Annotated in this window: 20 protein-coding genes; 10 read left to right on the top strand and 10 right to left on the bottom strand. The window is 63.7% G+C overall.

The annotated features are described in order from the left end of the window. Window positions 1–13: 13 nt before the first annotated feature. Genes ARADN35_RS0101085 through ARADN35_RS0101065 form a run of 5 tightly spaced genes read right to left on the bottom strand, consistent with a single transcriptional unit; the run spans window position 14 to window position 4,366 of the window. On the bottom strand, window positions 14–829 hold the full coding sequence (locus tag ARADN35_RS0101085; protein ID WP_029412840.1) for an SDR family NAD(P)-dependent oxidoreductase: 816 nt from the start codon (window positions 827–829) through the stop codon (window positions 14–16). Between the two features lie 52 nt (window positions 830–881). Beyond that, window positions 882–1,691, bottom strand: a complete 810-nt coding sequence (locus ARADN35_RS0101080; protein ID WP_010458112.1) for an enoyl-CoA hydratase/isomerase family protein — start codon at window positions 1,689–1,691, stop codon at window positions 882–884. A 33-nt stretch (window positions 1,692–1,724) separates the two neighbouring features. Beyond that, window positions 1,725–2,900, bottom strand: a complete 1,176-nt coding sequence (locus ARADN35_RS0101075) for a thiolase family protein (protein ID WP_010458111.1) — start codon at window positions 2,898–2,900, stop codon at window positions 1,725–1,727. After that, on the bottom strand, window positions 2,897–3,328 hold the full coding sequence (locus ARADN35_RS0101070) for a Zn-ribbon domain-containing OB-fold protein (protein WP_029412834.1): 432 nt from the start codon (window positions 3,326–3,328) through the stop codon (window positions 2,897–2,899). The genes ARADN35_RS0101075 and ARADN35_RS0101070 overlap by 4 nt, the downstream gene beginning before the upstream one ends. Window positions 3,329–3,385: 57 nt before the next feature. After that, on the bottom strand, window positions 3,386–4,366 hold the full coding sequence (locus ARADN35_RS0101065) for a Bug family tripartite tricarboxylate transporter substrate binding protein (RefSeq protein WP_010458109.1): 981 nt from the start codon (window positions 4,364–4,366) through the stop codon (window positions 3,386–3,388). Between ARADN35_RS0101065 and ARADN35_RS28335 the strand changes: the two genes are divergently transcribed. From ARADN35_RS28335 to ARADN35_RS0101025, 9 genes are all read left to right on the top strand, one after another. Beyond that, entirely contained in the window at window positions 4,365–4,532 is a 168-nt protein-coding gene (locus tag ARADN35_RS28335; protein ID WP_181147528.1) for a hypothetical protein, read from the top strand. The genes ARADN35_RS0101065 and ARADN35_RS28335 overlap by 2 nt on opposite strands. Window positions 4,533–4,556: 24 nt before the next feature. Continuing rightward, window positions 4,557–5,369: an IclR family transcriptional regulator gene (locus ARADN35_RS0101060; RefSeq protein ID WP_010458108.1), complete on the top strand. Its 813-nt coding sequence runs from the start codon at window positions 4,557–4,559 to the stop codon at window positions 5,367–5,369. 36 nt (window positions 5,370–5,405) lie between these two features. Next, window positions 5,406–6,554: an acyl-CoA dehydrogenase family protein gene (locus ARADN35_RS0101055; RefSeq protein WP_029412832.1), complete on the top strand. Its 1,149-nt coding sequence runs from the start codon at window positions 5,406–5,408 to the stop codon at window positions 6,552–6,554. 40 nt (window positions 6,555–6,594) lie between these two features. Then, window positions 6,595–8,709: an acetate--CoA ligase family protein gene (locus tag ARADN35_RS0101050; RefSeq protein ID WP_010458106.1), complete on the top strand. Its 2,115-nt coding sequence runs from the start codon at window positions 6,595–6,597 to the stop codon at window positions 8,707–8,709. After that, window positions 8,706–9,812 (top strand): CaiB/BaiF CoA transferase family protein, encoded by a 1,107-nt coding sequence (locus ARADN35_RS0101045; RefSeq protein ID WP_010458105.1) that lies wholly within the window; start codon window positions 8,706–8,708, stop codon window positions 9,810–9,812. The genes ARADN35_RS0101050 and ARADN35_RS0101045 overlap by 4 nt, the downstream gene beginning before the upstream one ends. A 3-nt stretch (window positions 9,813–9,815) precedes the next feature. Continuing rightward, window positions 9,816–10,826, top strand: coding sequence for an NAD(P)H-dependent flavin oxidoreductase (locus ARADN35_RS0101040; RefSeq protein WP_010458104.1), 1,011 nt, complete (start codon window positions 9,816–9,818; stop codon window positions 10,824–10,826). Then, entirely contained in the window at window positions 10,823–11,758 is a 936-nt protein-coding gene (locus ARADN35_RS0101035) for an NAD(P)H-dependent flavin oxidoreductase (protein ID WP_010458103.1), read from the top strand. The genes ARADN35_RS0101040 and ARADN35_RS0101035 overlap by 4 nt, the downstream gene beginning before the upstream one ends. A 654-nt stretch (window positions 11,759–12,412) precedes the next feature. Beyond that, on the top strand, window positions 12,413–13,354 hold the full coding sequence (rpoH, locus tag ARADN35_RS0101030) for an RNA polymerase sigma factor RpoH (protein WP_010458102.1): 942 nt from the start codon (window positions 12,413–12,415) through the stop codon (window positions 13,352–13,354). A 114-nt stretch (window positions 13,355–13,468) separates the two neighbouring features. Beyond that, on the top strand, window positions 13,469–14,491 hold the full coding sequence (locus ARADN35_RS0101025; protein WP_010458101.1) for a Bug family tripartite tricarboxylate transporter substrate binding protein: 1,023 nt from the start codon (window positions 13,469–13,471) through the stop codon (window positions 14,489–14,491). Window positions 14,492–14,573: 82 nt separating this feature from the next. Here ARADN35_RS0101025 and ARADN35_RS0101020 read toward each other — a convergent pair whose 3' ends face one another. From ARADN35_RS0101020 to ARADN35_RS0101000, 5 genes are read right to left on the bottom strand one after another with little or no spacing between them, the layout of a single operon-like run. Continuing rightward, window positions 14,574–15,185, bottom strand: a complete 612-nt coding sequence (locus tag ARADN35_RS0101020; RefSeq protein ID WP_370540329.1) for an SCO family protein — start codon at window positions 15,183–15,185, stop codon at window positions 14,574–14,576. 14 nt (window positions 15,186–15,199) lie between these two features. Continuing rightward, entirely contained in the window at window positions 15,200–16,102 is a 903-nt protein-coding gene (gene cyoE, locus ARADN35_RS0101015; RefSeq protein WP_010458098.1) for a heme o synthase, read from the bottom strand. After that, on the bottom strand, window positions 16,099–17,277 hold the full coding sequence (locus ARADN35_RS0101010; protein ID WP_010458097.1) for a COX15/CtaA family protein: 1,179 nt from the start codon (window positions 17,275–17,277) through the stop codon (window positions 16,099–16,101). The genes cyoE and ARADN35_RS0101010 overlap by 4 nt, the downstream gene beginning before the upstream one ends. Beyond that, window positions 17,277–18,020 (bottom strand): hypothetical protein, encoded by a 744-nt coding sequence (locus tag ARADN35_RS0101005; protein ID WP_029412825.1) that lies wholly within the window; start codon window positions 18,018–18,020, stop codon window positions 17,277–17,279. Before ARADN35_RS0101005 ends, ARADN35_RS0101010 begins: the two co-directional genes overlap by 1 nt. Further along, complete coding sequence (locus tag ARADN35_RS0101000) at window positions 17,962–18,741, bottom strand: SURF1 family protein (RefSeq protein ID WP_010458094.1); 780 nt, start codon at window positions 18,739–18,741, stop codon at window positions 17,962–17,964. Before ARADN35_RS0101000 ends, ARADN35_RS0101005 begins: the two co-directional genes overlap by 59 nt. 15 nt (window positions 18,742–18,756) lie before the next feature. Here ARADN35_RS0101000 and ARADN35_RS0100995 point away from each other — a divergent pair, with 15 nt between their 5' ends. Continuing rightward, on the top strand, window positions 18,757–18,981 hold the full coding sequence (locus ARADN35_RS0100995) for a twin transmembrane helix small protein (RefSeq protein WP_010458091.1): 225 nt from the start codon (window positions 18,757–18,759) through the stop codon (window positions 18,979–18,981). The last annotated feature ends 88 nt before the right edge of the window (window positions 18,982–19,069 follow it).

The raw sequence follows: 19,069 nt of genomic DNA, 5'->3' as shown, positions 1-19,069 counted from the left end.
CGCCCCGCTAGCATCAAACCATCGCGAAACCGCCGGAAGCGCCGATAGTCTGCCCCGTGATGAACAGCGCGCGGTCTGACGCCAGGAACGCCACGATGCCCGACACGTCGGTGGGCCGGGACAGGCGACCCACGCCCTTGGAGATGGGATACGCATTGAGCATCTTGCCCAGCAGCTCGTTGTTTTCCACCGTGGCGTGGATGTTCAGCGGGCCGTCCTTGATGCCCTCATGGGACACAGCTCCCAGAGCGATGGAGTTGACGGTGACCGCATGGCGGCCGTGCTCCCGAGCAAGGGCCTTGGCGAAACCGGCAATGGCCGCCTTGGCCCCAGAATACACCGCCATGTTGGCTTCGCCGATGCGCCCAGCCTCCGAGATGATGTTGATGATGCGGCCCGTCTTGCGCCCGACCATGCCTGGCAACACGGCGCGGCAGCAGTGCATGGTGCCGTAAACGTTGAGGTTCACGATCTTGGCCCAGTCCACCACGGGGGTGTCCACGAAGGCCGGTGTGCGGCCACCTTTTTCGCGGCGCTCAGGGATGATGCCCGCGTTGTTGACCAGCACGGTGATGGGCGCGCCGAAATGCTCGGCGGCATTGGCCACCATGGCATCGACCGCCTCCAGCTGGGTAATGTCCGCCGGTGCGGCATAAGCTTGCCCGCCTGCGGCGTTGATCTCATCCGCTACCGCTTGGGCGCGCTCGGCAAACAGGTCGTTCACCACCACGCGCGCGCCCTCGGCTGCGAGTTCGAGGCAAATTTGCCGGCCTACCCCTTGCCCGCCACCAGTGACGAGAGCGACCTGTCCGTTCAATCCGAGTTCCATGGAATTCCTTTCGTGTGTGTTGTCTGACTGTGGTCGCCAGTGCAATAGGGCACTAGCGTCCTTTGAATTGGGGTTCGCGTTTCTCGACGAAGGCGCGCATGCCCTCGACCCGGTCTTCGCTGTCCACGATCATTGCGGCCGCGTAGCGCTCGTACTCCAGGCCCGAGTCCAGGTCGGTCTGCATGCCCCGGTTGATGGCGCGCTTGGCAAACCGGACGGCCAACGGTGGGTGCTGCGCGATGCGCTGGCTCAGCTCCAGCGCAGCCGTCATCAGTTCAGCCTGCGGCACCACCCGGCTGACCAAGCCGTAGCGCAGCGCTGTCTCCGCGTCCACCAGGTCGGCCGTCAGAATCAGTTCTTTAGCCCGGGCTTCGCCGACAAGCCGGGGCAGCCGCTGCGTGCCACCGGCGGCCGGTATGACGCCGAGCTTGATTTCCGGCAGGCCAAAGCGCGCGTGAGAGGCAGATATGCGCAGGTCGCAGCACAGCGCAATCTCAAGACCGCCGCCCAGGGCCACGCCATTGATGGCGGCAATGACGGGTTTTTCGAACTCTTCAATGTTGCGAAACAGCTCGTGGGTCGCCTTCTGGCGCACGAAATACTCCGTGCCGCGCACCACATCAGTGGCGCGCTCCTTGATGTCGGCGCCCGCGCAGAACGCCTTGTCTCCGCTGCCGGTGATCAGAACCGCGCGCACCTGGTCGTCGTTGCGCGCCAGCTCGAAGAAGGCGCGGGCCAGGTCCGGCTTCATGGTGCCGCCCAGCGTGTTCATGCGGTCAGGCCGGTTGAGGGTGATCACGGCCACGCGGTCGCGCACCTGATAGAGCAATGTGCCCAGATCCTGGATATCGGGGGTAGTCATTGGCTTGCTTCCTAAGAGATATCTGAAGTGCCGTTACGCCGATGCCGACAGCACATGGGCGACGGACACAGAACCCAGACCGATCATGTGAGCCATGCCCCAACGCGCGTTGGGGTGCTGCCGGCCTTCGGCTTCACCTCGCAACTGGCGTGTGATCTCCGCCAATTGGCCAATGCCGGTGGGGCCGAGCGGGTGGCCCATGCCGATGAGGCCGCCCGATGCGTTGATGGCGCAGCGGCCGCCGATCTGCGAATCCCCCCGCGCCAGGTAGCGGGCGCCTTCGCCGGGGTCGCACACACCGATGGCTTCGCTGTAGAGCAACTCTTCCACAGAGAAGGCGTCGTGCAGTTCCAGAAGGTCGAGCTCCTTGGGTGCAATGCCCGCTTGGTCAAACGCGGCCTGCGCGCTGCTGCGCACCAGCTCCACGGCGCTGTCGCCGTATTGCGTTTCCGGCCGTTCGCTGCCTGCGACCGACGCCTTGACGCGCACGCAGCGGCGTGCATCCAGTCCCAATTTGCGGATGGCGTTGCCCGACACCACCATCACTGCCGCAGCCCCTTCGCCGCGCGGGCAGCATTGCTGCACCGTGAGGTCGCCCACCACGCGCGGGGATGCGAGCACCTGTTCCAGCGTTCGTGGTTTGCGGAACTGCGCAAACGGGTTGCGCGCCGCATTGCCATGGTTCTTCACAGCCACGTTGGCCATTTCCTCGACGGAGGCACCGCGCTCGCGCAGATAGGTGCGCGCCATCATCGCGAACTTGGCCGCCGGGATGGTGGCGGTTTCGCTCAGCCTCTCCAGACCGTCCTTGTTGGCAGCGCGGCGCCCGTCGCCATGTTTGTCCACGCCGACCGCCAGCACCACTTCGCTCATGCCGGTGGCCACTTCCATGCACGCCTGGCGGAATGCAAAGGAGCCAGAAGCCGATGCGTTTTCCACCTGCGTCACCGCCAGGCCCGTGGACCCCAGGTGGCGCAGCATGACGCGGCCCGCCGCCATTCCGATGGACGTGGTGCCCACATACGCACTTTGCACGCGGTCCCATGCCAGTCCCGAGTCTGCCAGCGCAGCGCGCACGGCCGTGAGGCCCAGCTCGGTATAGGGCGTTTCGGTGGGGAATTGATAAGGATGCAGGCCAATACCGGCGATGAACACGCCGCCGTTGGCTTCCAGCCAGTTGCCCGAATTGGATTGCTGGGTATGGCTCATCGCGCGGCTCCTTCATTCGCTGGCACAAAGCGGCAGGCGTAAACGCCTTCTTCCGGCTTCACTTCGGCAACGGCGCGAACCGCCATGCCGTGCTTCAGTGCCGATTCATCTGCAACAGCCATCACGCCTTCTTCGACGATGCCGGGGGCGATGCGGATGTCTCCGGCAATACTGGGCGCTGCCATGCCGGGCAGCAGCGGTACGTGCAGGGTCACGAACTCCAGCAGTTCCCCCCCCCCCGGGCGGGTAATGCGCGGGGCTTTGCTCAGCGGTTCTCCGCAATGCATGCAGCCCGGTGCGTTGGCAGGAAAGCTCAGCCCTCCACAGGCGCTGCATTGCGCAAAGAAGAAGTTGAGCGAGTGGCCGTCGTCAGCCAGCTCATACAGAGTGGGCTGCAACGGCTTCAAGGAAGTCTTTGAATCGGTCATAGAAAGAAGGGAGGGAAAAAGAACGCTGCTGGGCGGGCATTGCTTACCCGCAGCCCGTCAGTCAAGCTTGGCGCCTGACTGCTGCACCACTGCTCGCCACCGTGTCATCTCCGACTTCACGAAGGCGCCCATCTTTGCGTCGCGCAGGCCGACGAGCGGAACGCTGCCGAACTTCTCGGTGGCCTGCAGCATTTCAGGGTGAACGATGGCTTTGGCGATCTCGTCGCCCAAGCGCTTCACGATGTCGGGTGGCGTCTTGGCCGGAACGAACACCGCGCCCCAAGCGGTGGATTCGGCTTCGGGAACGCCCAGCTCACCCACGGTGGGTACGTCGGGCGAACTGACCAAGCGCGTCTTGGAGGTGACTGCCAGCGCCTTGAGCTTGTTCGCCTGCACTTGGGGCAGCACCACCGCCGGGTAGTCGAACATCAGGTCGACGTTGCCCGCCATCAGGTCGCTCAAGGCCGGCGCGCTGCCGCGGTACGGCACATGGGTCATCTTGATGCCTGCGGCGGTCTGGAACAGCTCGGCCGTCAGGTGGGTCCCCGTGCCCGGTCCGGCTGAGCCGTAGTTGAGTTTGCCCGGGTTGGCCTTGGCATAAGCAATCAGCTCGGGCACCGTCTTGAACGGGCGCGAAGGGTTGATCACCAGCATGAGCGGCGTTTCCGACATGGCGTGCACAGGCACAAAGTCCGTCACGGGGTCATAGCGCACGTTCTTGTACAGCGCCAGATTGGCGCCATGCGTTCCCTGCGTGCCGTAAATGATGGTGTAGCCATCGGGCGGTTGGCGCGAGGCCGACTCGACACCAATGGAGCCGCCTGCCCCCGGGCGGTTGTCCACCACCACCGACTGTCCCAGCTGTGCGCTGAGCAGCTTCGCCAAGAGTCGCGACGTGCTGTCCGTGATGCCGCCGGGTGGGAACGGCACCACAAACGTGATGGGCTTGCTGGGCCACACATCCCCCGCTGCGTGCAGCACACCGAAGGCCAATGAGGCAATGACAAAAACAACCAGTTTTCGGAAGGTTCTACGCATGCTTGTCTCCATTTTTTGTTGCCACTTTATTGCGGCTGGTCGTAGAATACTTCAATATTTCGTAGATATGCAAGAAGTTTTAATCGTCGCATCGACAGCAAAAAAACAAGATTTCAGCGAACCTTCCCCAATGAATAGCCCTGTTGTCAAAGCTATGATTCGTTGATATCTACGAAATACCGGAGAACTTATGCCCACCATCGTCCCCGCTGCGTCTCGCACCATGGCCCTTCTGGAGGTCTTTGCCCGGGAGCGCCGCGAACTCTCCAATTCAGACCTTGCGCGCCTGATGGATCTGCCTGAAAGCAGCTGCTCCGATCTCTTGCACACGCTGCATGAGCTTGGCTACCTGATGCGGACAGCGCGGACCCGGCGCTTCTATCCCACGGCCCGCCTGCTCACAGTTGCCAAAGGCATTGCTGCGGGGGATTCGCTCTACGCGGTGGCGTCCGAGGCCTGCGAACTGCTGCGCGATAAGACCGGAGAGACCGGCATGTGCGGCCGCGTGGAGGCCGGTGTGGTCAAGGTCCTGGCGTTTGCCGAGGGCACACACCCGCTGCGCTATGTGGAGAACGTGGGCAACAAGATCGCCCTGCACGTATCCGCCTTGGGCAAGGCCGAGCTGGCTCTGGGCACGCCCGAAGAGGCTGCGCGCCAGCTGCGGCTAAAGCCGCTCAAGCAGATCGCCCCCGGCTCCATCACCGACCTCGCGGTTCTGGAGGCGCAGATTGCGCAAGCGCGCGAGCAAGGCTGGATGTGGGTGGAGAACGAAGGCTTTGACGGCTTGGCCGCCATTGCCGTGGCCGGTTATCTGGGCGACGAACCCCTCGCGCTGTCGATTGCCGGCCCAACGGAGCGGCTGCGTCGTACCAAAGACGCGTGCCTGCAGGCCTTGCAGGAGGTGCGGGCACTGGTGTTCCACCCCCAGAACCCCTCGCCACCGCTGCGCGCTACGGCCTCGGGCCGGCGCGGCGCGGGCACCAAAGACACCACGCCCGCCTAGCGGCGGGTCCATGCATTCAACCCAGGAGACATAGCCATGTATTCAACGATGAGTTCCGAACAAGAAATGCTGCGTGACAGCGTGCGCCGCTTCATGAAAAGCGAGGTCGCACCCCACGTGGCCCAGCACGACCGGGACAAGACCTTCCCCTTCGAACTCCTCAAAGAGCTGTCCCAGTTCGGATACATCGGTGGCCGCCTGCCCGAGGCCCTGGGCGGCATGGACATGGACCAGATGACCTGGGCGATGCTCATGGAAGAAGCGGGCTACACCTGGCTGTCGCTGCGAACCATGGTGAACATCACCAACGCGGCCATCAACAAACTGGCAGCCGAAGCAAATGAAGAGCAGCGCGAACGCTTCTTGAAACCCCTGCTGGCTTCCGAACGCAAGGTGTTCAACGCCATCAGCGAGCCGGGCACGGGTTCGAACATTGCGCAAGTCCAGACCCGCGCAGACCTGCAGGGCGACCATTACGTCCTCAATGGCCGCAAGCTGTGGATCACCAACGGCGCCTTTGGCGACTTCGGCATCGTGGTCGCGCGCACCTTCAGTCCCGACTGCCAAGGCGGACTCTCGACCTTCTTGGTAGAGCGTGATGTATCGCCCTATGAAGTGCGCACTGTCGACACGATGGTGTTGCGGAGCACCGGCACTGCGGAGCTGGCGTTCGACAACGTGAAGGTGCCCCGCGAGAACCTGCTGGGCGAAGAAGGCAATGCCCTCAAAAAGATGCTCATGGGCCTGGACGGCGCCCGCGTCAACATTGCGATGGGCGCAGTCGGCGCAGCCCAAGCGGCGCTCGACCTGTCCATTGACTACGCCCGAACCCGCACCCAGTTCGGCAAGCCCATCGGCAGCTTCCAGCTGGTTCAAAAGCTCATCGTGGACATGACGATCCGTGTGGAAGCCGCCCGGGCACTGAGCCTGCGCGCCGCCGCCGCACTGGACGCCAATGCCGATGCGCGCACTGCTTGCTCGATTGCCAAGCTCTACGCCACCGAGGCCGCACACGAAGTCGCCAGCATGGCGCTGCAGGTGCACGGCGGCCTGGGCTACGCCACCGACTACCCCATCGAGCGCATCTTCCGCGACACGCGCGGCGGCACGATTCCTGAAGGCACCACGGAAGTGCAGACCTTGATCGCCGGGCGCGAAATCCTGGGCATCTCGGCGATTGTCTGATCCTCGACATCGCCGCACCCATAACGACCAGGAGACAACATTGACTGACCTTTCACGACTGATCCGCCCACGCTCGATTGCCCTTGTGGGCGCCTCGGACCGCCCACAGAGCATCGGCGAGCGCACGCTGACCAACTTGCTGGACCATTCCGAGTTCGACGGAGACATTTACCTCGTCAACCCGACCAAGGCAGAGATTCGCGGGCATCGCTGCTGGCCCAGTGTGGCATCGCTGCCCGCCACGCCGGACGTGGCGGTGATCGTGGTGCCCGCATCGGGCGTGCTGGCCGTGGCCGAGGAGTGCGCGGCGCGGGGCGTTCTGTTTGCCATCGTGTTGACGTCGGGCTTTGGCGAGGCCGGTGAGGAAGGCGAACGCGCCCAGGTGCGGCTCAAGGAGATTGCCAATGCAGGCGGAATGCGCCTGTACGGGCCCAACTGCCCAGGCCTCACCAATGTCAACCATCGCCTGGGCCTGACCTTCTCGCCCTCTTTCCCGCACGATCTGGTCAAGGGGCCCATCGGCCTGGCCACCCAGGGCGGCGGACTGGGACGCAACGTAATGCAGGCCATGGACCGGGGTATCGGGATTGGCCTGTGGGCTTCCACCGGCAACGAGGTGGACTTGCAGGTAGCCGACTTTATCCACTACATGGCCGATGCACCCGACATCAAGGTGATCGTGACCTTGCTGGAAGGCATCAAGGATGGCGCAAAGTTTGTGGCCGCCGTGAACCGTGCGGCTGCCAATGGCAAGCCCGTGATCGCACTCAAGGTAGGCAAGTCGGAATACGGGCAGAAGGCGGCGCAATCGCACACGGCCTCCCTGACCGGATCGGCTGAGGTGAACAGCGCCGTGTTCAAGCAGTGCGGCGTGATTGAGGTGGACGATATCGACGAGCTGGTCGATACCGCCTGGCTGTTCGCGCGGGGCGAGCCGGCACCCAGCGAAGGGGTGGCCATCTACACCTCCTCGGGCGGCACGGCGGCCTTGACGGCGGATGCCGTGGGCACATCCGGCCTGACACTAGCCCAGTTTACCCCTCACACACGGCAGGCGCTCGCTGATCTGCTGCCCGCCTTCGCTGCGCTGGACAACCCGGTGGACACCACCGCCGCCGTGCTGAGCGATGCAGCGCTGATCGAAAAATCGCTGAGCGCAGTGGCGGTAGACCCCAATCTTAGCTGCGTGATCGTACCGATTGCACTGGACTATGGCGACACCACAATCCAGCTGGCGCGCACCATCATTGCGGCGCAGAAGGGCTGCGCCACACCCATCATTCCCATCTGGATGAGCGATCGCATGGGCGAGGGATATCGCATGCTGGTTGAAGGCGGGTTTGCACCGCCACGGTCTGTGGGCAAAGGCATCAAGGCCATCCAGCGATGGATCGAATATGGCCGCTGGAAGCGCTCGCGCGGCACGCACACTCCGTTGAACCCGGTAGCGGCGCTGCCGCCGCACAGTGCCACGCGCAGCCTGTCCGAGGCCGAGGCCAAGTCCCAGCTGCGGGCAGCAGGCATCCCGCTGTTGCCCAATGCCTTGGCGCCTACCGTGGAGGACGCCGTCGTGGTGGCCAACGCCATGGGCTACCCCGTGGTGGCCAAGATTGCGAGCGAGCAGATCGTGCACAAGTCCGACATCGGCGGCGTAGTGGTAGGGCTGCAGAACGCCGAGGAACTGCGCCAAGCCTGGGAGGACATCATGGTGGCCGCGAAGCACCACAGGCCCGACGCGCACATTGACGGTCTACTGATCGAGAAGATGGCGCCACGCGGTGGCCTGGAGCTGATGGTCGGCGTTACGCGCGACCCGGTGTTCGGCCATGTGATGACCTTCGGCCTGGGCGGCATCTACGTGGAGATCCTGCGCGACGTCACACGCCGCATGCTGCCGCTTTGCGCCAGCGAGGCTGCCGCCATGGTCCGTGAGATGCGGTGTTTTCCCCTGCTCGAAGGCGCACGCGGCCGCCCACCAGCGGACCTGGCAGCGCTGCAGACGCTGTTGCTGAGCATCTCTGACTTCGTGACGCAAAACGTAGGCCGCATTGAGGAAATGGACCTCAACCCTGTGTGGATTGGTGCAGAAGGCGAAGGTGTGCTGCCACTGGACGCCGTCATCATCGAAAGAACCTCTGCAGGAGCGTCCGCATGATGGGCACAGCAGCCCGACCACCGCTGCAGGGCATCACGGTGGTGGATTTCAGTGAACTGCTGCCAGGTCCCTTCCTCACGCAGAACCTGGCGGAGATGGGCGCCCGCATCATGAAGATCGAACGCCCGCCGCATGGCGACAACGCTAGGCACCTGGGCCAGGGCGGTTTCGAGGCCGTGAACCGGGGCAAGCAAAGCCTGCTGGTAGATCTCAAAGACGAAACCCAGCGCGCCCAGGTTCGCGATTTGATCGCGTCGGCCGACGTCGTGATCGAGTCCTACCGCCCCGGCGTGATGGCACGTCTCGGCCTCGACGCCGCTGCGCTCTGCGAGGCCTATCCGCGACTCATCTATGTATCCCTCAGCGGCTACGGGCAGACAGGACCGTGGGCCAATCTGCCGGGGCATGACATCAACTACCTGGCCGCCGCTGGCGTGCTGGCCGTCTCCGGCCAGCCCAATGGTGCTCCCGCGCAGAGCTTCGGGCTACCAGTGGCCGACCTGTGCGGGACCATGTACGCTCTGTCCGCCATCCTCGCCGCACTGTTCCAGCGCGAAGCCACTGGCCGCGGGCAATACCTGGACGTGGCGCTGGCCGATTGCGCCTTGCACTGGATGAACCCACGGTTGGGCGCCTACCGGTCGGCCGGTGCACACACGGTAGAAGCACAGCGCGAGGCCACGCTGGTGAAGGCCGCCTACGGCGCGTTCCTGTGCAAGGATGGGCGCTACGTGTCTATTGCCGCGCTGGAAGACCATTTCTGGAAGCGCTTGTGCACAGCCCTACCGCTCGCGCCCTTCGATGGTCCGGAGTACGCCACGCACAAGGCACGCAAGGCGGTGGCCGATGCGATCAATCTGCGTATCGAGCAGGCCATGCAGCCTCTGGAATCGCGGGAGGCATTCGAATTGCTGTGCCGCCATGACGTTCCAGCTGCGCCCGTGGTGCTTCCCGCCGAACTGTCGTCCCAAGCGCACTTCGCCTCGCGAGGCAAGTTTGCCGCTGGTGGTGACATGCCGTGGGTACGCTTCCCCGTGGCCATGGTGGGGATGGGCGACACCGACCTGGCTGGAGCGCCCGCCTTGGGTTCTGCGGGGGGCTGATCCATGGGCGCCGCTCTGCGCACGCGCATTACGCAGCTTCTGGGGATCGATCACCCCATCCTGGGCGGCGGCCTGATGTGGCTGTCCGACGCCAGGTATGTGGCTGCGCTGGTAAATGCAGGCTGCATGGGCTTCATCACGCCCCGGTCGTATGCCAGCGAAGCGGATTTCCGGGACGCCCTCGCACTTTGCGCGGAGCTGACCCACGGCAAACCGTTTGGCGTGAACCTCACGCTCTCGCACCGGCCCGAGGCCAACGCCATGGTTCCGCGCTGGATGGATGCCGCCCTGGCGCATGGCGTGAAGGTCTTCGAGACAGCAGGACATGCGCCAGCGGAACTCATCAAAGCGCTGCACAAGGCCAACGCCGTCGTGGTTCACAAAGCGTCCAGCATCCGCCACGCGCTTTCTGCAGAGCGCGCAGGCGCAGATGCCATTGCCCTGGTCGGCATGGAGGAAGGCGGACACCCAGGCATGAACGAGCTGCCTACGATGCTCATGGGCGCGCTCGCCCATGGGCAGTTCAGCGTGCCCATGGTGCTCGGCGGCGGCATTGGCCGTGGCAGGCAGCTGGCTGCGGTGCTTGCCCAGGGGTTGGACGGTGTGCTCATCGGCAGCCGCTTTCTGGTGTGCGAGGAAATCCAGGCCCACCCTCTTTACAAAGAGCATTTGCTTACCTGTGACGAGCATTCCACGGTGCGACTGCTGCAGTCACTGGGCACCACTTGGCGCGTGCTGCTGAACGACACCGCGCGCCAGGTTCAAGCCATCGAGCGGGCTGGTGCCAACGAATATGCCGCCTTCGGCGACCTCATCAGCGGAACGGTCGCGCGCGACCGCTGCTACGCAGAGGGTGACTGGCGCCATGGCATGGTCTCGCTGGGGCCATCCATCGCATTCGCCCAACGCATCGAGCCGCTGAAGGCCATCGTCAACGGCATGGTGGACGAAGCGGTGCAGGCCATCGCGGCCCTTCACGCAACGCATTCACAGAACGGAATGGAACAAGAATGAAACGATTGCCTTTCATGGATCGACTGGTGGTGCCCGTTATTGCGGCCCCCATGCTGCGTGTCTCTGGCATCGAACTGGTCTCGGCCGCGTGCGCGGCCGGTGTCATCGGCGCGTTTCCCACGGCCAATTGCACGTCTCTGGACGATTTTTCCGCTTGGCTGCAGCGGCTGCAGCGAGAGGCCGAAGAACAACCGGGCCGGGCGCCCTATTGCCCCAACCTCATCATGCGGCGCGACCCCGCACGCCTCAAGGCCGAAGTGGACTTGATCGTGCGCCACGGCGCGGAGCTGGTGATCACCAGTGTGGGGTCGCCCGCTTCGGTGATCCCTGCGTTGCGTGACGGCGGCTGTCTTGTGTTTGCCGATGTGGCCTCGCTCCACCACGCGGAGCGCGCGCTGGAGGCGGGTGTCGATGGCCTGGTGCTGCTGTCGTCCGGCGCCGGCGGGCACACCGGTTGGGCCAACCCGTTCGCGTTCGTGCGCGCCGTGCGCCAGATGTTCGATGGCCCTATCGTGCTTTCAGGTGGCCTCTCGGACGGCGTGGCGCTGCGCGCAGCCACGGTGTTGGGTTGCGACCTGGGGTGCGTGGGCACGCGATTCATCGCCACCCAGGAAAGCATGGCTACAGCGGACTACAAAGAGATGCTTCTAGAAAGCTCCATGGACGATGTGCTCGCCACAAGAGCTTTCACCGGGTTACCCGCGAACTTCTTAAAGCCGTCCATCGTCCGGGTAGGCCTCGACCCCGAAGCGTTGGACGAAACAGTGTCCGTTCAGGAGGCGCGCAAGAAATTCGGAGGAGGATCTGAAGGACCAGTCATTCAACGGTGGTCGGATCTATGGAGTGCGGGGCATTCGGTGTCGGGGGTGACATCCCTACCGACTGCTGACGACCTGATTCAGTCCATGAAGAGAGAATATCTAGCTGCCTGATGGCCTGTACTCAGCTGCCGAGGATGCAGTGGCGTGGAATTGTTCTCCGATAGTTGCCAGTGTCCGGTATGAACATATGCAGTCAGTGAACGGCTGAACATCGACGACTGCTATCAGCCTAAACCTGTCCGATCGCGACTCGTCCACTGGCACGCACTGTCACTCCTTTGCCACACGAACGAGCAACCCGTAGGAAACGGGTAGGGGCGCCGTTGCTCCCAGTTCTTGGACCGGCAACGAAAGGGGAAATTTCTCACCAATTTCCTCCCAATGACCGAACAGAGAAAGCAAGCACTCACAAACAATGTGCATTCAACTGGTGGCTAGGCCGCATTGCGGAGCAATCAACGCGCGATTCGCGGCTCTAAGGGGTGGGGTAAAAATTTCTGAAAATTGCTTAAAAAGAAGGCTGAGAAGATAGGCGAAACGTCACCAGTAAGAAAATTCCCATTGAAAATCAAATAGTTACGCGATCTTTTCGCGCCCCAAAAGTACAAAACTCAATGAGAAAAATACAAAACTCGAGTGGAATCGACAGCAGTGCACAGAGGACAACATAGCGGCGGCATTGCAAACAACCGGAGGGGAACTCCGGGTTTAGCACTCTGTCCTATGGAGTGCTAATATCATGGCTTAGAGGAAAGGATTCCCGGAATGAACATTCAATCTGGAACCGCAACGACGACTTTGGCACCCGCCAATCCCTGGGCGCTGGTGCCCCCCTTGGGCAATCTTGACGCGTACATCTCCGCCGTCAACCGCCTGCCGTTGCTCACGCACGAAGAAGAGCAGACCTACGCGCGGCAGCTCAAAGACAACAACGATCTGGACGCCGCCGGTCGGCTGGTGATGTCGCACCTGCGCCTCGTGGTTTCGATTGCACGCCAATACCTGGGCTATGGCTTGCCCCATGGCGATCTGATCCAGGAAGGCAATGTGGGCCTGATGAAGGCGGTCAAGCGCTTTGACCCCGACCAGGGCGTGCGCCTGGTGAGCTATGCCATGCACTGGATCAAGGCCGAGATCCACGAATACATCCTGAAGAACTGGCGCATGGTGAAGGTGGCCACCACCAAGGCGCAGCGCAAGCTGTTCTTCAACCTGCGCTCCATGAAGCAGGGCTTCAAGGCTGATGCCGCAGCCGCCGATGCCGCAACACACCGCGATACGCTGTCCGACCGTGAAATCGACACGGTGGCCGCGCAGCTCAATGTGAAGCGCGAAGAGGTCATCGAGATGGAAACCCGCATGTCGGGCGGCGATGTGCTGTTGGATCCGGCGCCTTCGGACGATGGCGAACAGGCCTTTGGACCAATCGCCTATCTGGCCGATGCGTCGCACGAGCCCACTGCCATGATCGAGTCGCGCCAGCGCGATGTGCTGGCCACCGATGGCATCACCACGGCGCTGGGCAGCCTGGACGATCGCAGCCGCCGCATCGTGGAAGAGCGCTGGCTCAAGGTCAATGATGACGGCACGGGCGGCATGACGCTGCACGAACTGGCTGCGGTCTACGGCGTGAGCGCCGAACGCATCCGCCAGATCGAAGTGGCCGCCATGAAAAAGATGAAAAAGGCTCTGGCGGAGTACGCCTGAGCACTGGCGGGCACGCGTTAATATTCCGCTCCTGCAGAAGTTGTCTCACGGGGCCCCAGTTCTGGGGCCCCGTGTCGTTTTGGCACCTGAATATTCTTGAGGAGACTCCGTCCCATGTTGTCACGCCCCGTTTCCCGCCGCGCATCGCTGCTGATAGCCCTGGCTGCCGCGTCCCCCTGGGCCCTCGCCCAGAACACGGCCAAGCCAGCCGCAGCACCCGCAGCGTTGGCCTGGCCCACCAAGCCGCTGAAGATCATCGTGGGCTTTCCCGCCGGTACGTCGCCTGACCTGACGGCACGCGCCTTCTCCGAGCCGCTGTCCAAGGCCCTGGGCCAGCCAGTGATCGTGGAAAACAAGGTGGGTGCGGGTGGCAACATTGGCGCTGACGCGGTGGCCAAGGCCCGCGACGACCACACCATCGGCCTGATGATCAACGGCAACATGACCATCGCCAAGATGATCAACCCAGCGGTACCCTACGACCCGCTCAAGGACCTGGCCCCGCTCAGCCTGGTCGGCACGTCCCCCCTGGTGCTGACCGCGCCCGTGACCCAGCCCGGTGTGCCTGCGAATGCCGACGCGCGCGAATTCTTCGTGGCGGCGCGCAATGGCGGCGACAAATGGAGCTACGGCACGCCCGGCGTGGGCACGGTGGGCCATATCGGCACCGAACTGTTGAAGTCACGCAGCAACATCAACCCCGTGCATGTGCCGTATCCCGGCTATCCACAAGTCGCCAACGCCATGCTGGGCGGGCAGCTGCAGATGGCGCTGCTCCCCCCCGCGCTGGCCCAGGCCCAGGTGCGCGCTGGCAAGCTGCGCGCCATTGGAGTGACATCGGCAGGCCGCAGTCCCTTGGCACCGGATATCCCGAGCCTGTCGGAAGCCGGCATCCGGGGCTTCAACCTTGAAATCTGGAATGCGTTTGCTGCGCCGGCCACCATGCCCAAGCCGATCCAGGCCAAGCTGGCGGCCTTGATCAGCGAGATTGCGCGCAGTGAAGAAATGCGCAGCAAGCTCTTTCAACAAGGCTGGCAGGTGGCAGGCACTTCACCCGAAGGGTTGGCCAACCGCATCAAGGCCGACACCAGCCTGCTCGGCGGTGTGATTGCCATGCGCGGCATCAAGGCCGAGTAAAGAAAAAACAAGGCAGCGAGGCGACGAGAGCCCGCACGGCCCTAAGGCAGCTGCGCGGGCCGCACGGAGCGCAGGCAGGCGTTCAGCCTGCCTCGCCCAACAGCGCCTTGACGTCCGATGCCAGGGCCTGCACGCCGCTGCCATAGCGGTTGTACACGCGCAGGCGCCCCGAGGTGTCGTACACATAGCTGCCCGCTGAGTGGTCCATGGTGTAGCTGGTGGGTGTCTTGCCATCCACCTTCTTGTAGTAGATCTTGAAGTCCTTGGCGACCGCAGCCAGTTGGTCCGCTGTGCCATAGAGGGCCAGAAAACTCGGGTCGAAGTTGGCCATGTAGGCCTTGAGCACCTCGGGTGTATCGCGCTCCGGGTCCACCGTGACGAAGATGCCCTGCAGGCGCTCGCCGTCCTTGCCCAGCATTTTCTTCACCTCGGCCAGCTCTTGCATGGAGGTGGGGCATACGTCCGGGCACTGCGTGAAGCCGAAGAACACCACCACCACCTTGCCTGCAAAGTCCTTGAGGTGGCGCGCCTGGCCGTTGTGGTCTGTCAGCGGGAGGTCGCGGGCGTAGTCCGCACCGGTGATGTCCACGCCGCGAAACTCCGCCTTTTTCTCGGAACAGGCACTAAAAATGCCCATGGCGCTTATGGATAAAGCGCTAACAGCTATCGTTTTAAGAGCATTTCTTTTCAGCATAGGCATGGCGATGTTCACAGCACGTAGTGGTCCACCAAAAGGGCGGCAAACAGGGCGCTCAGGTGGATGAGGGAGAAGCGGAAGGTCTTGCGCGCGAGCGCGTCCGAATAGTTGCGCCACAGGGCAAAGCCGTAGCCACAGAAGCCAGCGCTCAGAACCACGGCGGCGACCAGGTAGATCCACGAGCTCATGCCATAGACGAAGGGCATCAGGCACCCGGCAAACAGGATCAGGGTGTACAGAAACACCTGCAGGCGGGTGAACTCGTTGCCATGGGTCACCGGCAGCATGGGCAGGCCTGACTTGCGGTAGTCCTCCACCCTGTACAGGGCCAGCGCCCAGAAGTGAGGGGGTGTCCACAGGAAGATGATGAGAAACAGGATGAGCGCTTCGGGGCCGACATCGTTGGTCATGGCGGCCCATCCCAGCACGGGAGGCATGGCGCCCGATGCACCGCCGATCACGATGTTCTGCGGGGTGAGGGGCTTGAGGATCACCGTGTAGATGACCGCATAGCCCACGAAGGTCGCAAACGTGAGCCACATCGTCAGGGGATTTACCCAGAAATACAGCAGCGCAGAGCCTGCGGTGCACAGCACGGCAGAAAACAGAAGCGTCTGGGCGTTGGACAACTGGCCCTTGGCCGTGGGACGCCAGGCAGTGCGCTTCATCTTGGCGTCGATGCCCTGTTCCACGATGCAGTTGAAAGCGGCTGCAGCCCCCGCAACCAGCCACACACCGGCGCAGGCCACCGCCATCAGGCCGAGTTGCGAGGCCGACGGAAGCCCCGGCACGGCCAGCACCATGCCGATGAGCGCACAAAACACGATGAGCTGGACCACACGGGGTTTGGTCAGCGCATAGAACTGCGACAGGCGCGAAGGCGGGGAAACAACGGCAGGGGCAGCAACACTCATGCGGACACTCTCGATGCGCCCGAGGGCGCGGAAAACTCTTGCGGCGCGGACGCCGCGCGGCTGGACACCAAGGCCCAGGTCAACACCACCACCAGCGCCGCAGCACCTCCGGTATGCAGCACGGCAGCCAGCAGCGGCCAGTCCAGAACCACATTGGACAGGCCGGTGGCCAATTGCAGCAACGCCAGCCCGGCGAGCCAACGGGCCTGAACCGGCAGCACACCGGCCTGGCGAAGTCGCCAGCACACCAAGCCCAGAGCTGCGAGGACCACGTAAGCCATCAAGCGATGCACGTAATGGATGGCCGTGAGCCCGGCAAAACTGATGTGGCTGCCGTCCTGCAGCAAGCCCAGCGCACGCCAGATCTGAAAGCCCTGGCCAAAGTCCATGGCTGGCCACCAGCTGCCCTGGCAAGTGGGAAAGGTGGTGCAGGCCAGCACCGCATAGTTGGTGCTGACCCAGCCGCCCAGCACCACTTGCAGGGCCACGAGCACGCCGGTCACCCCCAGCCCCCAGCGCAGCCCTGTGGAAATAAACACGGGCGCCTTGCCTTGCCCACCCTGGGTTTGGCGCACAGCCTGCACACACAACAGCGCCAGCAGCACCAGCCCGCCAATGAGGTGCAGCGTGACGATGGCGGGAAACAGCTTCATCGTTACCGTCAGCGCCCCGAACGCGCCCTGCAGGCACACCCAGAACAACGTGAACGTGGGCCACCACGGGCTGATGGGGGGAGGCTCACCCCCACCATGCCGGGCCTTGCGGTGCTGCACCCAGGCCGACACGGTGAGCACGATGATGAGCACGCCCACACCTGTAGCCAGGTAGCGGTGAATCATCTCGACCCAGGCCTTGCCATGCGTCACCGGGCCGGTGGGCATGGCCTCTTGGGCTGCGGCAATCTCTGTACGCGCCCCCACGGGGCTGGCATTGCCATAGCACCCCGGCCAGTCAGGGCAACCCAGGCCAGAGTCGGTCAGGCGGGTAAAAGCGCCAAACAGCACCAGGTCGAAGGTCAGGAACAGGGTGAGCACCGTGAGTGCCTGCAGCCGCCGCATGGGGGAGCTGTTCCGGTTGCGCCAGCCTACCCAGGCCAGGGGCCCGAGCGCAATCAACACGCCCAGCAGCATGAGCCGGGCGATGGGCGCCAGATCGTAAAGCGGTTGTGTGTCCATCACGGTTTGCCAGGACGCCCGGCCTCATCCCACGAGGAAGACGCACGCAACAGGCGTTCAAAATCTCGCTTGGCTTTGGCCGCACCCGCCGTGTCCATGGCAGCCGGGAAACGCATCATCCAGTTGCCCATGGGATCCACCACATACAGGTGGTCGGCGATCTGATGGCCTTCGGCCGGAGCAAGCCACGCGTTCAAAGCGGCGGCATCCATACGCAGTACCGTCGCTTTTTGCAGCGCAGGTGCAAGTTCGGGGGGCACGCTGGTGGTGTCGTTCACCAGCCATACCCAGTCCACGCGGTCTTTCTCCTTGCCCACGCTTTCCCGCAGTTGGCGCTGCAGATAGAGGTGCTTCTGGCAGGCTGCATCGCACGCACCACCAGCGACGCTGACCAGAAGCCATTGACCCTTCAGCGACACCAGGGGGACGGTCGTGCCATCGAGTGCGGTAGCGGTCAGATCCGGCAGGGTTCGCTGCGGCTGGATCAGCTCGCCGTAGTTACGCCGGCCATCGGGGCGGATCACGTAGTACGTCAGGTACGAGGCGATGACAGGGGCGGCACAGATGAGCAGCACGCCGAACATCTTCCACCGCCCATGGCGCGTACGCTGGGTCTGGGCCACGGCGCCCGCCGCTTCGGGCAGCGTATGCACGGTAAGACCCAGGGGATGGTCCCCATGGGCCTTAGGCGGCAGGCTGGCTGCGTGGGCGAATGAACCGTCGGACGATTTGGAACCAGACATAGAGAAGTGCAATCAGGCCGCAGAGCCCGAACCATTGAAATGCGTAACCGTAGTGTTTGTCGACGCCTGCGCCGACCACGGGCCAGTCGCGCAGCAACCCCTCGCCCGCTTCGCCCGTCTGCAACACCGTGAGGTGGGCGAGCGCCAGGCCGGTCTCGGTGCGGAACGCCGCCAGATCGAGATTTTGCCGGATGCGGGAAGACCCCTGAGCGCTATCGGCACCCTGGAACTCATAGAGGCGCGAAGGCGCGGACGCGACGCGGCCCTGTACCCGCACCATTGCATCCTGCGGCGTCTGCACCTGCGGCAATTGCTGGCGGTCCTGGAAGTTGCGCGCGGCCCAGCCACGCTGCACCAGCACCACCGCACCGCCTGGCCCAGCCAGCTGCAACGGGGTCACTACAAAGAACCCTGGGCGCCCGTGCATTTGACGATTGTCGAGGTACACGGTGTGCTCTGCCAGCCAATGGCCCTCCAGAACCACGGTGCGGTGCACCAGCGACGCGGCGTCCTGCGCAGAACCAGCCGCCCCTGCCAGCAAAGCGCTGCCGTCGATGGCCGGCATGCGGCCACGCTCGTCCAGCACGGCCTGCAGCCCTTCTTTTTCTGCTGCGCGCGACAGCTGCCAGCGGCCGAGCGAGGCCGTGACCAGCATGCCCGCAGTGGCCGCAAGGGCGATCAGCCAGAAACGCAGGCCCAGAGGACGGCGGGAAGCTGTCACTGGATAATGTCTCCCATGAAATACCTCGTAGTGGTGGCGTTCATCGCCATTCTGGCCAGCTTGGCATCTGCCTTGTTCTTCATGATGCGCAACGGGCGCGATGACAAATCGAAGGGCAACCACATGGCCAAGGCGCTTGCGGTGCGGGTGGGTATCTCCATCGTGCTCTTCCTATGTATTCTGGTGGCCTGGCAGCTGGGCTACATCCAGCCCACCGGCCTGCCAGCGACGACCCGCTAGTCTCACCCCGGCGCAACCGGGCAACCGCCCGCCTCCGGCGAGGCGCCTGCGTTTGGTGTGGAGGTCTGCTTGCCCACAAAAAGAGCGC

Source organism: Acidovorax radicis N35 (assembly GCF_000204195.1).
In the GTDB taxonomy this organism is placed as follows: Bacteria; Pseudomonadota; Gammaproteobacteria; order Burkholderiales; family Burkholderiaceae_C; genus Acidovorax; species Acidovorax radicis.
The sequence above is the reverse complement of the archived record's forward strand: the minus strand, read 5'-3'. Positions and strand labels throughout refer to the sequence as shown.

Excerpts from the sequence above, each read along its gene's own strand:
- ARADN35_RS0101070 (WP_029412834.1), bottom strand. The coding sequence starts at position 3,328 with ATGACCGATTCAAAGACTTCCTTGAAGCCGTTGCAGCCCACTCTGTAT.
- rpoH (WP_010458102.1), top strand. The coding sequence starts at position 12,413 with ATGAACATTCAATCTGGAACCGCAACGACGACTTTGGCACCCGCCAAT.
- ARADN35_RS28335 (WP_181147528.1), top strand. The coding sequence starts at position 4,365 with ATGCTTGTCTCCATTTTTTGTTGCCACTTTATTGCGGCTGGTCGTAGA.
- ARADN35_RS0101025 (WP_010458101.1), top strand. The coding sequence starts at position 13,469 with ATGTTGTCACGCCCCGTTTCCCGCCGCGCATCGCTGCTGATAGCCCTG.
- ARADN35_RS0101020 (WP_370540329.1), bottom strand. The coding sequence starts at position 15,185 with ATGCTGAAAAGAAATGCTCTTAAAACGATAGCTGTTAGCGCTTTATCC.
- ARADN35_RS0101010 (WP_010458097.1), bottom strand. The coding sequence starts at position 17,277 with ATGGACACACAACCGCTTTACGATCTGGCGCCCATCGCCCGGCTCATG.
- ARADN35_RS0101005 (WP_029412825.1), bottom strand. The coding sequence starts at position 18,020 with ATGTCTGGTTCCAAATCGTCCGACGGTTCATTCGCCCACGCAGCCAGC.
- ARADN35_RS0101075 (WP_010458111.1), bottom strand. The coding sequence starts at position 2,900 with ATGAGCCATACCCAGCAATCCAATTCGGGCAACTGGCTGGAAGCCAAC.
- ARADN35_RS0101085 (WP_029412840.1), bottom strand. The coding sequence starts at position 829 with ATGGAACTCGGATTGAACGGACAGGTCGCTCTCGTCACTGGTGGCGGG.
- ARADN35_RS0101040 (WP_010458104.1), top strand. The coding sequence starts at position 9,816 with ATGGGCGCCGCTCTGCGCACGCGCATTACGCAGCTTCTGGGGATCGAT.
- cyoE (WP_010458098.1), bottom strand. The coding sequence starts at position 16,102 with ATGAGTGTTGCTGCCCCTGCCGTTGTTTCCCCGCCTTCGCGCCTGTCG.
- ARADN35_RS0100995 (WP_010458091.1), top strand. The coding sequence starts at position 18,757 with ATGAAATACCTCGTAGTGGTGGCGTTCATCGCCATTCTGGCCAGCTTG.
- ARADN35_RS0101055 (WP_029412832.1), top strand. The coding sequence starts at position 5,406 with ATGTATTCAACGATGAGTTCCGAACAAGAAATGCTGCGTGACAGCGTG.
- ARADN35_RS0101060 (WP_010458108.1), top strand. The coding sequence starts at position 4,557 with ATGCCCACCATCGTCCCCGCTGCGTCTCGCACCATGGCCCTTCTGGAG.
- ARADN35_RS0101035 (WP_010458103.1), top strand. The coding sequence starts at position 10,823 with ATGAAACGATTGCCTTTCATGGATCGACTGGTGGTGCCCGTTATTGCG.
- ARADN35_RS0101045 (WP_010458105.1), top strand. The coding sequence starts at position 8,706 with ATGATGGGCACAGCAGCCCGACCACCGCTGCAGGGCATCACGGTGGTG.
- ARADN35_RS0101065 (WP_010458109.1), bottom strand. The coding sequence starts at position 4,366 with ATGCGTAGAACCTTCCGAAAACTGGTTGTTTTTGTCATTGCCTCATTG.
- ARADN35_RS0101080 (WP_010458112.1), bottom strand. The coding sequence starts at position 1,691 with ATGACTACCCCCGATATCCAGGATCTGGGCACATTGCTCTATCAGGTG.